Annotated in this window: 18 protein-coding genes, 1 tRNA gene and 1 pseudogene; 8 read left to right on the forward strand and 12 right to left on the reverse strand. The window is 33.7% G+C overall.

What is annotated here, in order from left to right; genetic code table 11:
* Positions 1 to 588 precede the first annotated feature (588 nt).
* From LQU93_RS02580 to LQU93_RS02590, 3 genes are all read right to left on the reverse strand, one after another.
* Positions 589 to 675, reverse strand: a tRNA-Leu gene (locus tag LQU93_RS02580).
* 63 nt (positions 676 to 738) lie between these two features.
* A complete protein-coding gene (locus tag LQU93_RS02585; RefSeq protein WP_229932335.1) occupies positions 739 to 1,038 on the reverse strand; it encodes an HU family DNA-binding protein in 300 nt (99 codons plus the stop codon).
* Positions 1,039 to 1,147: 109 nt separating this feature from the next.
* Positions 1,148 to 1,873 carry a YaaA family protein gene (locus tag LQU93_RS02590; protein ID WP_229932336.1) on the reverse strand — a complete coding sequence of 242 codons (726 nt, stop codon included), beginning with the start codon at positions 1,871 to 1,873 and terminating at the stop codon, positions 1,148 to 1,150.
* Positions 1,874 to 1,981: 108 nt separating this feature from the next.
* Between LQU93_RS02590 and LQU93_RS02595 the strand changes: the two genes are divergently transcribed.
* The 3 genes from LQU93_RS02595 to rpsO all read left to right on the forward strand — a co-directional run bounded on the left by LQU93_RS02595 (position 1,982) and on the right by rpsO (position 6,864).
* Positions 1,982 to 4,267 (forward strand): flagellin N-terminal helical domain-containing protein, encoded by a 2,286-nt coding sequence (locus LQU93_RS02595; RefSeq protein ID WP_229932337.1) that lies wholly within the window; start codon positions 1,982 to 1,984, stop codon positions 4,265 to 4,267.
* Between the two features lie 95 nt (positions 4,268 to 4,362).
* The gene (locus LQU93_RS02600; RefSeq protein ID WP_418884058.1) at positions 4,363 to 6,519 is read left to right on the forward strand and encodes a DNA translocase FtsK; all 2,157 of its coding nucleotides are present in this window, start codon (positions 4,363 to 4,365) and stop codon (positions 6,517 to 6,519) included.
* A 72-nt stretch (positions 6,520 to 6,591) separates the two neighbouring features.
* A complete protein-coding gene (rpsO, locus tag LQU93_RS02605) occupies positions 6,592 to 6,864 on the forward strand; it encodes a 30S ribosomal protein S15 (RefSeq protein WP_229932338.1) in 273 nt (90 codons plus the stop codon).
* Positions 6,865 to 8,034: 1,170 nt separating this feature from the next.
* Here the strand turns inward: rpsO and LQU93_RS10080 are convergent.
* From LQU93_RS10080 to LQU93_RS02615, 3 genes and pseudogenes are all read right to left on the reverse strand, one after another.
* The gene (locus LQU93_RS10080) at positions 8,035 to 8,172 is read right to left on the reverse strand and encodes a hypothetical protein (RefSeq protein ID WP_418884060.1); all 138 of its coding nucleotides are present in this window, start codon (positions 8,170 to 8,172) and stop codon (positions 8,035 to 8,037) included.
* Between the two features lie 178 nt (positions 8,173 to 8,350).
* Positions 8,351 to 8,627: pseudogene (locus tag LQU93_RS02610) on the reverse strand (DUF2314 domain-containing protein).
* A 5-nt stretch (positions 8,628 to 8,632) separates the two neighbouring features.
* On the reverse strand, positions 8,633 to 8,764 hold the full coding sequence (locus LQU93_RS02615) for a DUF2314 domain-containing protein (protein ID WP_229932339.1): 132 nt from the start codon (positions 8,762 to 8,764) through the stop codon (positions 8,633 to 8,635).
* Positions 8,765 to 8,888: 124 nt separating this feature from the next.
* On the opposite strand from LQU93_RS02615, the gene LQU93_RS02620 reads away from it, so the two are divergent.
* Positions 8,889 to 9,041, forward strand: a complete 153-nt coding sequence (locus LQU93_RS02620) for a hypothetical protein (protein ID WP_229932340.1) — start codon at positions 8,889 to 8,891, stop codon at positions 9,039 to 9,041.
* Between the two features lie 40 nt (positions 9,042 to 9,081).
* On the opposite strand, the gene LQU93_RS02625 is transcribed toward LQU93_RS02620, so the two are convergent.
* Positions 9,082 to 9,276 carry a hypothetical protein gene (locus LQU93_RS02625; RefSeq protein ID WP_229932341.1) on the reverse strand — a complete coding sequence of 65 codons (195 nt, stop codon included), beginning with the start codon at positions 9,274 to 9,276 and terminating at the stop codon, positions 9,082 to 9,084.
* A 129-nt stretch (positions 9,277 to 9,405) separates the two neighbouring features.
* Here LQU93_RS02625 and LQU93_RS02630 point away from each other — a divergent pair, with 129 nt between their 5' ends.
* The 4 genes from LQU93_RS02630 to LQU93_RS02645 all read left to right on the forward strand — a co-directional run bounded on the left by LQU93_RS02630 (position 9,406) and on the right by LQU93_RS02645 (position 10,989).
* Positions 9,406 to 9,726 (forward strand): hypothetical protein, encoded by a 321-nt coding sequence (locus LQU93_RS02630; RefSeq protein ID WP_229932342.1) that lies wholly within the window; start codon positions 9,406 to 9,408, stop codon positions 9,724 to 9,726.
* 89 nt (positions 9,727 to 9,815) lie between these two features.
* Positions 9,816 to 10,181: a TM2 domain-containing protein gene (locus LQU93_RS02635; protein WP_229932343.1), complete on the forward strand. Its 366-nt coding sequence runs from the start codon at positions 9,816 to 9,818 to the stop codon at positions 10,179 to 10,181.
* Positions 10,182 to 10,198: 17 nt separating this feature from the next.
* Positions 10,199 to 10,612 carry a hypothetical protein gene (locus tag LQU93_RS02640; protein WP_229932344.1) on the forward strand — a complete coding sequence of 138 codons (414 nt, stop codon included), beginning with the start codon at positions 10,199 to 10,201 and terminating at the stop codon, positions 10,610 to 10,612.
* 125 nt (positions 10,613 to 10,737) lie between these two features.
* A complete protein-coding gene (locus LQU93_RS02645; protein WP_229932345.1) occupies positions 10,738 to 10,989 on the forward strand; it encodes a hypothetical protein in 252 nt (83 codons plus the stop codon).
* A gap of 29 nt (positions 10,990 to 11,018) precedes the next feature.
* On the opposite strand, the gene LQU93_RS02650 is transcribed toward LQU93_RS02645, so the two are convergent.
* The 5 genes from LQU93_RS02650 to LQU93_RS02670 form a co-directional block, all read right to left on the reverse strand.
* Positions 11,019 to 12,356: a PFL family protein gene (locus tag LQU93_RS02650; protein WP_229932346.1), complete on the reverse strand. Its 1,338-nt coding sequence runs from the start codon at positions 12,354 to 12,356 to the stop codon at positions 11,019 to 11,021.
* 9 nt (positions 12,357 to 12,365) lie between these two features.
* Positions 12,366 to 12,632, reverse strand: a complete 267-nt coding sequence (locus LQU93_RS02655; protein WP_229932347.1) for an ACT domain-containing protein — start codon at positions 12,630 to 12,632, stop codon at positions 12,366 to 12,368.
* Between the two features lie 18 nt (positions 12,633 to 12,650).
* Complete coding sequence (locus tag LQU93_RS02660; protein ID WP_229932348.1) at positions 12,651 to 13,316, reverse strand: HAD family hydrolase; 666 nt, start codon at positions 13,314 to 13,316, stop codon at positions 12,651 to 12,653.
* A 110-nt stretch (positions 13,317 to 13,426) separates the two neighbouring features.
* Positions 13,427 to 14,365, reverse strand: coding sequence for a TAXI family TRAP transporter solute-binding subunit (locus tag LQU93_RS02665; protein WP_229932349.1), 939 nt, complete (start codon positions 14,363 to 14,365; stop codon positions 13,427 to 13,429).
* Positions 14,366 to 14,525: 160 nt separating this feature from the next.
* The gene (locus LQU93_RS02670; protein ID WP_229932350.1) at positions 14,526 to 15,218 is read right to left on the reverse strand and encodes a metallophosphoesterase; all 693 of its coding nucleotides are present in this window, start codon (positions 15,216 to 15,218) and stop codon (positions 14,526 to 14,528) included.
* Position 15,219 lies beyond the last annotated feature (1 nt).

Here is a 15,219-nt window from a genome sequence, read left to right on the forward strand (position 1 = left end):
TTGGTTTTACCTTATTTCCCTTTATACGACTAGCTTTAAAATAGCTTTTATTAAGCTTTATGCTACTGATGATAATCTTATCAAATTTAGCTTTCTGGTATTTATAAATTTCAGTTTTAAAATCATAAATAGCAATTGATTATATTATGATTTATGCTTAATAATTTGCTTATTAAAGTAGCATTTGTATCATAACAGAAGTGAAAAATAGTTTTTTAATTTTATAAGTGCTTAAAGAATTATTGTTTGGTGTTTTAATAGGCATTGTTATGTTATAGTGATGGGTTGGTGCCTTTTACTTTATTTTTGATTTAAGTAAGTATAGTGTTTAAAATTATTATTTTGTCATGTAATATTATATCACGTTTATTAATATTACCTTATTTTTTTATTGTAGTTTTATTGATTGATAAATTAAAATACTTTTGCTATTTATATTTTTAGATATGTTTTTGCACGTATTTATAAGTGTGTAAAATTCTTAACAATGCTATATTTTGCTATAATTTGCCATAAAAACAAATCTTTTTAACTATTAAAAAGATAAACTCATGCAATAACACAAGACAAGAGTATGACAAACGTTTATGGTGCCTGAGGTCGGACTCGAACCGACACAAGGTTGCCCTTACCAGATTTTGAGTCTGGCGCGTCTACCAGTTTCACCACTCAGGCATAAATAATACAAAGTCAAAATAATAAAGAAAACGGAAGCCAAGCGGCCTCCATGCAAGAAAATTATTTTTTCTTTGCTTTTTTTGCACCGCCAACGACAGCTTCTTTAAGTTTTTTACCTACTTTAAACTTAACAGCTTTGCTAGCTGGAACATCGATAGTCTTGTTTGTGCCAGGAACTCTAGCTTTTCTAGCTGCTCTATCAGCTGTACTAAATGTGCCAAAGCCAATAAAGCTAATGCTATCTCCCTTAACTAATACTTCACAAATAGCATCAAGAGTACAATCAACTGCTTTTAGTGTATCTTTTTTAGATAGGCCTGCTTTGTCAGCAACAATCTGAATAAAATCAGCTTTTTTCATTTTTTACATCCTTTTAATGAAATCGTAACGTCTTAGATGCGTATTCTACAATCTTTTTTCAAAAAAAACAATAGATTTTTAATAAAATTTTGAAAAAATTTATAAATTTTCATAAAATTTCACATAAAATTTCATTTTTTAAACCTATTTTCTTTATTTCGACGAGCTTTATATCATTTACTTTGATGTTTAATAGCGATTTTTCATCTTTGATTTTTTGCTTTGCAATCTCTTTTAATATAACTCCACGGTAAGCCTTAGCATAGTGGCTTACAACTTTTTTATCTTTTACAAACTTAAAAGTATAATGTTCTTTTTTGATTTTATAAAATTTTTCATAATATCCAGCACGCAGATCAAGCACGAACTCATCATGTAAAATTTCATCCATACACAAACTAAAATGCTTGTTGTAAAATTTATCTATATTTAATTCGCCTATTTTTTCGCCTTGTTTTAGTTTATACTCAGGTATCATGTCGCCACCAAGTATCGGACCAAATAGATTTGAAAAAATTATGACATTTTTGTCTAAAAAGTCCTGCTCTTGTTGGCTTAAACTGTTGTATTTTAGATGCTCAAACGCAACGCCCGTGTAGCGTTTAAGGGCTTTAATTGTACTTAATTGATTAAAGTTTCTCATGTTTTCTTGAAATTTTAGGCCAAAAAGCTTTGCTATCTCATTATCATTTGCGTTTTTTAAAAATTTTACATATACATCTAATATCTCTTGACGTTTGCTTGATAAATTTGGAAATAAGAAATTGCTAAAATTTAGTTTAACGTCTGATGTTACGCTTGATTTTGCTTCACTTGGTGCAAATAAAATTTTCATTTTTATCCTTTTTTGTTTAATTATAGTATAAAATTTTTTAAATTTTTGCCGATAGTAGTATAGATGGAACTATTTTTGCTTTGAAACGTAAAATAATAAGGATAAAAAATGAGAATAACAAACCAGTGGAAATACGCTCAAACTATGTATGACTACCAGCGTGGTATGAGAGAAACAAATAAACACTACTCACAGCTTTCAAATGGATTAAAGATAGACAACTCATACGAAAACTCAAGCATTTATAACGACGCAAAACGCTTAGAATACGAGGTAAGCACACTAGAGCAAGTCGAGCTAGCAACTTCAAAATCACAAAATTTTTCTAAAAACTCAGACTCAGCATTACAAGAAATCTCAAAGCAGCTAGAATTATTTAAGGTCAAACTAGTTCAAGCAGCAAGTGACGTTCATAGCACTACCTCTCTTGGTGCTTTGGCAAATGATTTAGAAGGCATTAGGGATCACTTGGTAAATTTAGCAAATACATCTATTAATGGGCAGTTTTTATTTTCAGGATCGGCTGTTGATACTAAGCCTATTAGCAATGATGGCACGTATAATGGCAATGCTGAGCAGATGACGACTGTTGGCGGATCTAAAATAGAAATACCTTATAATCTAAATGGATTTGATCTATTTTTAGGAAGAGATAATGACTATAGTAAAATTTTAAATACAAATGTTAAACTTCAAGATTTAAGTTCTCCAGATTTTAAGGATAATGTAAAATACTTAAACGAAGAGAGTAAGATAAGAAATTTAATTGGTCTAAATTATGCTAAAGATAGTATTGAATCAGCAAAAAACGATGGCTTAAAAAACTATAATGGTAGTATTCAGCATAGCTACGATTTTTTAGATAACACAGAAGTAAAATTTCCAGATACATTTTTTTACTTACAAGGAACTAAACCAGATGGCACTGGATTTACGAGTAAATTTCAAATAAGTCATGATTCTAGCATGAGAGCTTTGCTCGATAAGATTGGCACCGAGTTTGGCAACACTGCTACAAGTAAAGTCGTAGAAGTGACAATGAATAATGATGGACAAATCGAAGTAAAAGATCTCATAAAGGGCAATCAAGTAATAAATTTTGCCTTAGTTGGAGCAACCGAGCAAGTTCAAAGCAAAAGCGATTTAGAAGCGGCGGCAGCAAGAGCTACTGGTGGCACATCTCCTGCTTCAGTTTCAAGCTTAGCTGATTTACAAACGGCAGCTAATAATGGCAGTGTGTATATTACGGATTTTACTAAAAATTTATACAAAGATAATGAAGGAAATGTTGTAGATAGTTTTGATTTTGATAAGGTAAAATTTGAACGCAAAGACAACAAACTGCACACAAACATAACTCAAATAAACCGAACTACTGGTGAGTATGCTACAGACTCAACTAGACTTAGCGAGGCAGCTAGTGTTGGTGAGCTATATCCTGGTAGCGAGACAAAATATAATATTGATAACCAAACTATTAAACTAGAGATCAAGTCTCGCACAAATGTTAAATACACAATAGACATAAAACTAGGCACACAAAACCCTTCAAAACCTGTTACATTTAGCATTAGTGGAATAAATCCAGATGGTAGTAATAAATTTGGAACAAGAACGTTGGCTGTATATAATGCTGATGCATTTGGACAATATTGGACTCAAACTGATGATTTTACATATAGGCAGCTTATGGATATTGTAGGCATGGCAGCCAGTGACAACATCCCAAATCCACCTTATTCTGAGGTTAATCCTATGCCTGAAAATCACAGATTTGAAAATTACCAATCATATGCAACTGCAATCAATAAATCACGTGGAATGATTGAAGTAAATTTAGACAGTAAGGGAAAAATTCAGCTAGTTGATAAAAGTCAATCTGTAACAAACATTGAAGTTAGTATTTATGATAGCAAAGAAAGTGGTAAATTTTATGGCGATAGCACTGGTAAAACACCTGCTACAAGTCAAGGAAAGGGTGCTGCTTTTAGCTTTATGCAAAATAATGCGGTGATGGTAGATGAGCCAGGAATTGATCTGTTTAAGGACTTAACTAGTATGATTGATGCCGTAAGGCATGGATATTATCGCCAAGATGCAAACAATGCCGATCCGCGTAATACTGGTATGCAAGGAGCTATTAAGAGAATTGATCACTTAATGGATCACATAAATAAAGAAAAAGTAAAAATAGGCTCATATACAAACTTACTTCAAAGCACAAATGAACGTGCAAGTATAATGCGTGTAAATGTTTCAAGTGTCAAAAGTGAAGTAATAGATGTGGATTATGGCGAAGCGTATTTAAGTCTAACTCAAAAAATGATGAGCTATCAAGCCATGCTTCAAGCTACTTCTAAAATCAATCAATTAAGCCTACTAAACTACATGTAAAAAATAAGCCCAGATTTATTTTGGGCTTATGCCTATTATGCTATAATCTCCACTTTAAATTTTCAAAAGGATTTAACATTTTACGACATTGCATTTTGGTATTTTTAGTCTGCGTTTTTGTGTATTTTGGGCTTTGTACATTTTTTCCACAAGCTGATTTTGTAGGCTCTATTGGTAAAATTTTAGGCACTACCAACCTGAAATATTTTGGTTTCTTAGCTTATATTTATCCATTTTTGCTAATTTTTCTAGTTTCGTCTGGTTTTTATAAATTTAGAGAAATCAACATAGAATTGGCTGAGTTTGGGCTCGGAATTTTATTATTATTTTTAGCTACACTTATGTTTCAAGCAATGGCTTTTAATGGCATAAACAAAGGACTTATTGGGGTTAGTATAAATGACGTGCTTAATGGATTTATTGGTAAAATTGGCACATTCGTAGCAACTGCTGGATTTTTTGCAATGGCTTTAGGCTTAATTTTTAGAGACAATATTTTGGTTTTAATGAAAAAAGCATTTGTTGAGCCAGCAAAAAAAGTAGTGCAAAATACTCAAAACAACATAAAAAATCAAAAAATATTAGAATATAAAAGTGAAAAAATAAAACCAGAAAAACAAGCTGTAAAAGAAGAGCATGAGATAAAAGATGAGATAATTGATACTCAAATCATAGAAGAAACACCGCAAAGCATAAGTGATGAGATAAAAGACGAGAAAAAAGAAGAAAAAGATGAAAATAAAAGTGAAACAAAAATAACAAAGCATACAAATGTGGAAATTTTAAATGAGGTTATTGAAAACAAAAAACTGCTTGATGAGATAGAAAAGGGCAAAGTCGAAAAACCTAAAAATTTTGAGTTGCCGCCACTTAAATTTCTAGCAGATCCGCCAAAGCGTTCAAACAATATAAATGAAGCCGAGATAGATCAAAAGATTTCTGATCTGCTTGAAAAATTAAGACGTTTTAAGATAGACGGTGATGTTGTTCGCACTTATACTGGACCTATTGTGACAACGTTTGAATTTCGTCCAGCACCACATATAAAAGTAAGTAAAATTTTAACCTTACAAGATGATTTGGCAATGGCTCTTAAAGCCCAGACTATTCGTATCCAAGCACCAATACCTGGCAAAGATGTGGTTGGCATCGAGGTGCCAAATGCAAACACACAAACGATATATTTAAAAGAGATACTAGATAGTGAGATTTTTAAAAATGCTGGTAGTCAGCTTACGATGGCTCTTGGCAAGGATATTGTAGGGACTCCTTTTATAACCGATCTTAAAAAACTTCCGCATTTGCTCATTGCTGGAACTACTGGTTCTGGTAAAAGTGTCGGCATAAATGCCATGCTTTTAAGTTTGCTTTATCGTAATAGTCCGCAAACGCTTAGACTTATGATGATAGATCCAAAGATGCTTGAATTTAGTATTTATAATGATATCCCTCATCTTTTAACCCCAGTTATCACTCAGGCAAAACAAGCTATTACGGCACTTGCAAATATGGTAGCTGAAATGGAGCGAAGATATACCATAATGAGTCATAATCGCGTAAAAAATATTGAAAGTTATAATGAAAAGATGAAAAAAGAGGGCTTGGAGCAGTTTCCATACATTGTTGTTATAATTGACGAGCTTGCTGATTTAATGATGACAAGTGGCAAAGATGTAGAGCTTTATATAGGACGCTTAGCTCAAATGGCACGTGCTTCTGGCATACACTTAATAGTAGCAACACAGCGTCCGAGCGTTGATGTCGTAACTGGCTTAATTAAGGCAAATTTACCAAGTCGCATAAGCTATAGAGTAGGGCAAAGAATAGATAGCAAGGTTATACTTGATCAAATGGGTGCTGAGAGCTTACTTGGGCGTGGAGATATGTTATTTACGCCACCAGGAAGCCCTGGGATTATACGACTTCATGCACCATTTGCTAGTGAAAAGGAGATAGAAAATATTGTTGAGTTTTTAAAATCACAGCAAGAGGTGGTTTATGATGAGAGATTTTTATCTGAAACAGGACAAAGTAGTGGCGATAACGGCGATGTAAATATAAATGTTGGTGAGCTTGATCCACTTTATGAGGATGCAAAAACTATAGTTATAAGTGAGCAAAAAACATCAATTAGTTATCTTCAAAGACGTTTAGGAGTAGGGTATAATCGTTCAGCAAATATCTTAGAACAAATGGAAAAAATGGGCGTTTTAAGCCCACTAAATGCAAAAGGACAAAGGGAAATTTTATAGTTTAATAAAATTTTATGTTTATTTTTGATAAAATCGCCCTTTTATTTAATCTTACCAATCAGGAGGTCTAAAATGGCTTTGGATTCGGCTAAAAAAGCAGAAATAGTTGCGAAATTCGCTAGAAAAGATGGTGATACTGGCTCACCAGAGGTGCAAATAGCACTACTTACAGCTCGTATTACTGAGCTTACCGAGCACCTAAAAGTGTTTAAAAAAGATCACTCTTCAAGACTTGGACTACTAAAAATGGTAGGTCAAAGAAAAAGACTTTTAAAATACTTTAAAAACAAAAACTACTCTGCATATACTAAGCTAATCAGCGAATTGTCTATTAGAGATAAATAATTCAAAGCGTGGATTATCCACGCTTATTTTGATTAATTTTTACATAAATTATCTTTAATCTTATCTTTTATAATTTTATAAAACTTTTATAAGTCATAAAAATTTTCTTTATATAAAATTGATTTTTGCTAGTTGTCTAAAATTATTTACCTTATTTTATTTGCTATATTCTTGTTGGTTTTAAAAATTTTATACAAACTTTACCCATGTTATTAAGTCCAAAATTGCATTCTTTGATCTTTTACATCTTAAAAAGCTACAATCATCAGCAAAGCAAAAAAACATGTTTAATGCAACAATGCAATTTTATAGTAGCCATATAAATTATAAAATCTCAAATATCACTAAAATACGATGAAATAGCTTTTAATTTGATTACGGAGCAATTTAAAATTTGCATACTAAATGAAGTTTTTATGGCTTTACATTCAATATTTGATATGTGATATTTTTGCGTAAAGTGACTTTTGGTTATTTGTTGGTTTTAGATATTTTTCACTATTAAAATAAACTTACTTCAGAAAAATCTATTAACTTTTGACATCTTTACAATTTTAATATATGCAAAAATAATTTATACTTTCATGAAAATTAGCTTTCAAAATTCTTAAATATACAATATGCTTATTTTATGGCTATCATAAATTTTAAAAATTTAATCAAAAAAACAAGTTAAAATTTATTTTTATAGTGTTTAGGGTTGTGCTATTTTTGGATTTATTCATAATTTATGTGCAGACTGTGAAATTTATCGCTAACGTTTCATCGCTGAGTAATCGAATTGCAAAAATAATCTTAACCTATGTAAGGTGACTACTAGCTATAAGTTTAGAGAGCTTAATATGTTCGTGCAAGAGAGTAATTGCAGTGTTGAGTTAGTATAAATTAAGCGTAAGATTTGCAAGGTTTTGCTGAAATTTTTAGATTTTTTGCATAAAATTTAAAGCACGAAGGTAGCAAATTTAATGAGTGCAACCCAGTGTCAGGGTTTGACACAAAATACATAGCACTTTGGGCACTGCATCGTTACATTTAGCCCTTAAATTTACAGGTGCAATGTTCTTACCACCATACACTAGAAATTTGCGAGGGTGGGTTTGGGGTTGTGCTGATTATCCAACTCAATTTAGGCATAGGCGGCTCATAAAACCGCCATATATAAAGACAGAATTATCTTAAAATTTTAACTATCTCTTCCCAGCCAAGCTCACGAGCGTAGTCTATCGCTAGTTTGCCACTTTTGCTAACGACATTTTTATCCGCTCCCATTTCAAGGCAGACTTTAACAAGGGATAAATTCCCAGATATCGCAAACTCATGTAAGTCTAGCCTCGTTTAGCTCATTTATCTTGTCTAAATTTTCACCCAGCCACTTGCGATACTCATCAACGGAGTTTATACACATCGGATGATCGGTTAAATTTTGTGGATTTTGCTTTTGATCTATGACGACTAAAATATCGTTAAAATCGCCAAAATCAAATCCTCACATCTCATCATGTTCGGCTCTTTCTTGCTCACTCATCTCACTTATTATGGTATGCACGCTAAATGCACCATACGCCTTGCCCTAACAAGCAAACATCCAGTCACTAATCTCGCCGATACGCACCTTGATGCTATCGCCATTTTTGATATTTGTAAGCTCGTTTGGCTCATTTACTAGCGTGCCGGTGATAAACTCGCCGTCAAAATCTATCATTTATATACATATGCTCCCTATGCTCTTTGCCGTTGATCTCCTGAGTAAAAAGCACCTTCACGCACGCTATATCAAGTGCTGGAACGATACGTCGATACCCCAAAATATCTCACGCCAAAAGTAGCCAAATGTCGCTCTTGCTATCTTAAAGGACTGCTCCATCTTGTCTTTGCCATTAGCGACATAAAACACTGGCATATCGACCTCTTTACCATCTACGATATCTTTTTGTTTGCCAAGAATTTTTTCAAAAAAATGCCATAACCATCTCCTTTTGTGAAATTTTTAAGACATTATATTGTTTTTTTAAAAGAGTTAAATTTTGGATAAATTTGGCGTCAAACAGTCTAAAGTCTGCACTCTATATCTACTGCTTTTTGGAAAAATTTTGCTTAATGTTTGGTATTATGGCTATTTTATGGGGTGTTTTGGCGATAGTGATTTAAAATTTATAACACTGTTTTGGGATAGTTAGCAAAGCTATTTTGCTCTTGTCTTTTTATTAATTTTAGCGATTAATTTTGCGGTATAGCATCGTTAATGATATTTTTTATTTCTGTTATATTTTCATTTTCTGTTTTTATCAGCTCACGCATTTTAAATCCAGCCTCAATAATAGCGTAAAGCTCTGGCTTACTTGTGCGCCATCTTTGCAGGGTTCTGGTTGTTATCTTTAAAATTCTTGCTTTATCTTGTTGGCTGTATTTCATTTTGAAAGTTTAGCTTTTATAAATTTAATAGCAAATTACGACATATTGTCTTTTTTAATATTAAATTCAGACATATTGTCGTACTATTCGTTTAATAAAAATTTTAATCAAAATACAAAAGGAGATAAAATGCAAAATTTTCAAATTTTAAGAGAGATTAAAAAGCGACTTTTTGGTAAGCATTATAAGGCGTTAAATCAAGAAAATTTGTTAAACAGCGATAACATAAATGCCAAATTTGATAGCCTTTTAAAAAAATTATACGAGCTAAAAAGACCAAATTATATAGTTATTTTTGGGTTGCTACTCGGCAATTTTGGTGTTCATAGGTATTATAATGATGATAAAAAGAAAGCTTTATATTTTTTAATTCCTTCTGTTGCTGTGTTGTTACTTTCAATTTTTGTAATACCAGAAAAAATAGCAGCAGGTATAAATATGTGGATATAGATTGCTGCACTTATAGATGCAAATATCCTGGCCAGAAAAACTTCTGCTAAAAATTATGAAGAAATAAGAAAAATTTTGGGAGCCTAATAATGGACAAGATTGACTATTTTCCTAAAAATTCGCTTTTTCTTTTAAAAGATAGTTTAGAAAAAATAAGTAAATCACAGGAAAACCAAATATACTTAACGGACTTTAAAAATCCAACAATATGTCTTATTTTATCCATAGTCTTAGGATTTTTCGGGGCGGATAGATACTATATAGGTGATACTCTTATTTTTGTTATTAAGCTTATTTTGGGTCTTGTTTGTGCTGTTTTGTTAGATATTGCAGCTGATTACGATGTGCTAATAGGTCTTTATGCGATATTTTTTGTGGTTGATATTTTTTTGGTTCATTTTAGAGTAAAAGATCAAAATTTAAAAAAACTAGAGTTAATTTTAGCAAAATTTTAAATAAAAAAGGACAAACAATGTTTTTAAAAACTAAAATTTTAAGTATAGTTGCCATTGGCTTAGTGTTTGTTGGTTGTGGAGATGAAACATATAATTGTCAAAATGAAAAATTTGCAAAAGAGGCTTATTTTAACGCATATTCTCACATAGCAGAAACACAACCGAGTGAATTTAAATATTTAACAGATCTTGCAAATATTGAAATTTCATTGATTAAAATAGATGATAAAGAAAAAACATCTATTTGCCGTGCAAAGCTTGAATGGGATATTGATTTAAATAATGAAAGGGTGGCTGAATCTTTTAAAAAGCTCGTTGGTGAAAGATATTTAAATCAACTTACAGATAAAAAATACAAAAGCAGTGAAGAAATAACATATGAAATAAGCGATAACGGCAGAGGTGAAAGCATGATAAGAGTAAAAAGATGAGCAAAGCTATCATAATATCAATGACAAAATAGGGCTGCTATCCTTTAATAGATGGCGTAAAAAGTGTATTTTATAGAAATCATAAATTTAAAAACGACTTTGAAAAGATATACTTTTACGAGCCTTTGCCAGCAGGTAAGATTGTCGACGAGGCTGATGTAGATACTATTATAATTAGCGACAAAGATAGCATTTGGGAAGATACGGCAGAAAATTCCGTAATTAGCAAGGCTTCATTTTTTGAGTTTTTAAAGGATAAAAGCAATGCTACTGCTGTAAAAATAAAAAATGCCAAACGATATGAAAAATCACGAGAAATAAGCGAATTTGGTAAAAATTTAATGCCACCGCAAAGATTTTTATACTTGGATTATTAAATTTGCAAAGCCAAAAGACTTTGCAAATTTTAGTTTTTAAAGCTATGTATCGGAGCTGGGATCTGTCCGCCACGAGCGATGAAGTCAGCCGATGAGTTTTTATTTACACTCATTACAGGTGCCGTGCCTAAAAGTCCGCCAAACTCGATCATATCGCCCTCTTTGCCAAGTGGGATGATTCGTACGGCGGTTGTTTTTTGATTTATCACGCCAATCGCTGCTTCATCTGCGATGATAGCTGAAATCGTCGCTTCTGGCGTATCAGCAGGGATTGCGATCATATCAAGCCCAACTGAGCAAATCGCAGTCATGGCTTCAAGCTTTTCTAAATTTAACGACCCGCTTTGCACCGCGGCTATCATGCCTTCATCTTCTGAAACTGGTATAAACGCACCGCTTAGACCGCCGACTTGATTACACGCCATCACGCCGCCCTTCTTGACAGCGTCATTTAGTAGCGCAAGTGCAGCCGTCGTGCCGTGAGTGCCGACCGCTTCAAGTCCCATCTCTTCAAGCACACGAGCGACTGAGTCGCCCACGGCTGGAGTTGGAGCTAGGCTAAGATCGACTATGCCAAATTTCACACCAAGTCGCTCAGACGCCATTTGACCCACTAGCTGACCGATACGAGTTATCTTAAATGCCGTTTTTTTAACCGTTTCAGCCACGACATCAAAGCTCTCACCACGCACCTTTTCAAGTGCTCTTTTTACCACACCAGGTCCTGAAACGCCGACATTTATCACGACATCAGCCTCGCCCACGCCGTGAAATGCACCTGCCATGAAAGGATTATCCTCGACTGCATTTGCAAAGACCACAAGCTTTGCTGCACCTAAGTCTGAAGCCTGAGCCGTTTGTTTTATCACTCGCCCCATATCACGCACAGCTGTCATATTTATGCCAGTTTTGGTTGAGCCGACATTTACCGAGGCACAGACTTTGCTAGTTTGGGCCAGGGCGGCTGGAATGGAGTTTATTAAAATTTCATCGCCCTTTGCATAGCCTTTTTGCACCAAAGCCGAAAAGCCACCGATGAAATCAACACCCACATCGTGTGCTGCTTTATCAAGCGTTTTGGCAAATTTGATGTAGTCTTTCTCATTTGTTGCTGCAGCGATGATAGCGATAGGGGTTACAGATATGCGTTTATTTACGATAGGTATGCCAAGCTCGGCTGAAATTTCATCGCCAACACGAACTAAATCTTTGGCACAGTGCGTAATCTTTTTGTAAATTTTCTCACACGCCTTGTCGCTGTCACTATCGATACATTCAAGCAACGAAATACCCATAGTTATGGTTCTTATATCAAAATTTTGCTCCTCGATCATCGCGATCGTTTCGGTTACTTGTCTTATATTCATTTTCGCACCTTAAATGTTGTGCATAGCATCAAAGATTGCAGCACTTTGGATGTTGATTTTCACGCCAAGTCCCTCGCCAAAGCTCTCAAGTTCAGCTCTAAGTGCGGCAAAATCCTGCTTTTCATCAGACGAAGCCACCATCATCATCGTAAAAAACTCATCCAAAATAGTTTGTGAAATATCATCTATATTTAGCCCTAAAGATGAAATTTTTCCACTCACACCAGCAACTATTCCCTTTTTATCCTTGCCAACAACTGTTATAATTACTTTCATGTTTTTCCTTATGTTTATTTATGATTTAAAATTACTTAAAAGTAAATTTGTTAATTCATTTGCGTCTTTGACGCTTTTATAATTGCTCTCATTTATCTCATGTGGTTTACGAAAACCCCATGGCACATATATCGCATCAACATTAGCGTTGTGAGCTGTTTGTATATCTACATCTGTATCACCTATAAAAACAGCTTCATCATGCCTAACTCCAGCTGTTTTTATGATTAGCTCAACTCCTGCTTTATCCGGCTTACTTGGCAGGTTATCGCATACACCAACAACTTTTACCCACGAAAACTCACCAAAAATTTCATCAACAATCTTATCTAGCATATAATCGACTTTGTTTGAGTTTATTGCAATTTTATAGCCTTTTTTGGTAATTTTTCTAAGCATATTAATTATCCCATCATATGGTGCTATATCTAGCATGTAGTGTTTTTCATATTGCACTAAAAGCTCTTTGTAGTAGCCATCTAGCTCGTCATCGCTCACATCAAAGCCCAAAGCACGTTTGGCTAAAATTTTAAGCCCATTACCAACAAATGATGTATATTTTTCTATATCGTGAGTTGCTAGATTATGAGACTGCAATACGTTATTCATTGATTTTGCTATGCCACCTATTGTGTTTAAAAGTGTTCCGTCTAGATCAAATATGGCAAGTTTGTACTTTTGCATTTTTGTCCCCTTAAAAGATTTTGCACCTTTAAATGATAACTTAAAATTTGTTATTTGTAGTTAAAAGTAATCAAAAATATCTTATTCAGAGATTTCTCTCTGAATAGTTTTTATTGCAATAAACCAGCCTCTTTAAAAACAGCTTCAGCTGCTGGATGAAGTGGTGCAGATAAGCCCTCTAATAGGCTTTCTTTGGTTACTGTAGATAGTGCTGGATGAAGCGATTTGTATTCGTCAAAATTATCAAGTATAGCCTTAACTATGCCTTTTACAGCCTCATTGCTTGTTTGATCTGTAGTGACTAATACCGCTTTTACACCTATGCTTTGCACATCTTTATCAACGCCAATATATGTGCCTTTTGCAATTGTGCCTTTTGCGAAGTATGGAAATTGCTCAATCATAGCATCGATGTCATCACCAGAAATATCAAGTATATCAATAGGCATTGAGTTAGCGGCATCTGTAATATTTGCTGTTGGATGTCCTACCATAAAACTGTAACCGTCTATTTTTTTATCTTTTAATGCATGTGGGCATTCTTGAACCGTTAGCACACCTCTATGTCCAAGACTATCAACGTTGAAATTTTTTGCTTTTAAGACGGCTAGAGTTGTTACTTCGTTGCCACTTCCAGGATTGCCGACATTGTATTTTTTACCAGCTAGATCGTCTATATTTTGTATCCCACTTGCTTTTGATACAACAAAGGCGAGAAGCTCTGGGTATATCGATACAACAGAGCGTAGTTTGTCATCTGCTGCACCTTCAAATTTACCCTTGCCATTATACTTATCATATACTACGTCGCTTTGAACAAATCCAAATGTAAGCTCTTTTTTAAGGACATTATTTACGTTATAAACCGAACCGCCAGTTGATTGCACTGAGCATTTTATTTCTGGATTTTTATTTGCAAGACGACAAATCGCTCCACCAATAGGATAGTATGTGCCTGTCATGCCACCAGTGCCAATACTAACAAATTCCTTTGCTCCAAGCGTAGTGACAAGCAAAAGTCCAGATAAAATTATAGAAGTTTTCTTCATGATTTCTCCTTTGTTAAAACTTTTTTATATTCTAGCGATTTTTATCTTTATTTTAAGAATTTGTATGTGCAAATTTGTAAATTTTTATTTTTTGTGTAAAAAAGTAGCAATCTATTATAAAATATTTACTTAAGAAAAAATTTATATTATTTTTTATGGCTTAGCTATTTTCTATGTTTGCCTGTGAATAAATTTTAAAATCTGGAAATGAGAGTGCTGTAAGCGTATTTCCGCGAGAATTATTAAAAATACATCCTGTGTCGATATTTGCATAGTATCGTGTAATGATAGGAGTAGGAGTAGGTGTGTGTCCAAATACATTAAAAATATCTTTGTTTTCATGCGTATCATCACGCCCACATAATAGGTGACGGCGAAAGTCAGCGTAATTAGCATCACTATTTCTAAGCCACCACATTTGTCCTACCGCCGAGTGCGACACAACCAGCCTTTTGCCATCATTAGTAGCTAAATCATACTCTAAAAAAAGTGGTAAATTTTTAAGAAATTTCACGTGTGAACGCCTAAAATCTACGCTTTTATCTTTGTATGATTTAAATGTTTGCTCTCCGCCATGCATGTAAAACCACCGCTCATCGCTAACTTTGCCACCATGGATAAATTCACTCTCATAAGCTAAAAGACGATATTCATGATTTCCCATTACGCAATCGTAGTTTTGGCTTTTTATAAGCTCTATGACATCAGCACTACTGTTACCACGATCGATTAAATCACCCACAAAGCAAATTTTACTATCAAATTTTTGTGGCAGTTGTTTAATCAGTGCTAAAAGCGTCTTATAACAACCATGCACATCTCCGATAATGAAAATTTGCTCCATTTTACCCATC

Source organism: Campylobacter majalis (genome assembly GCF_905120465.1).
Taxonomy (GTDB): domain Bacteria; phylum Campylobacterota; class Campylobacteria; order Campylobacterales; family Campylobacteraceae; genus Campylobacter_A; species Campylobacter_A majalis.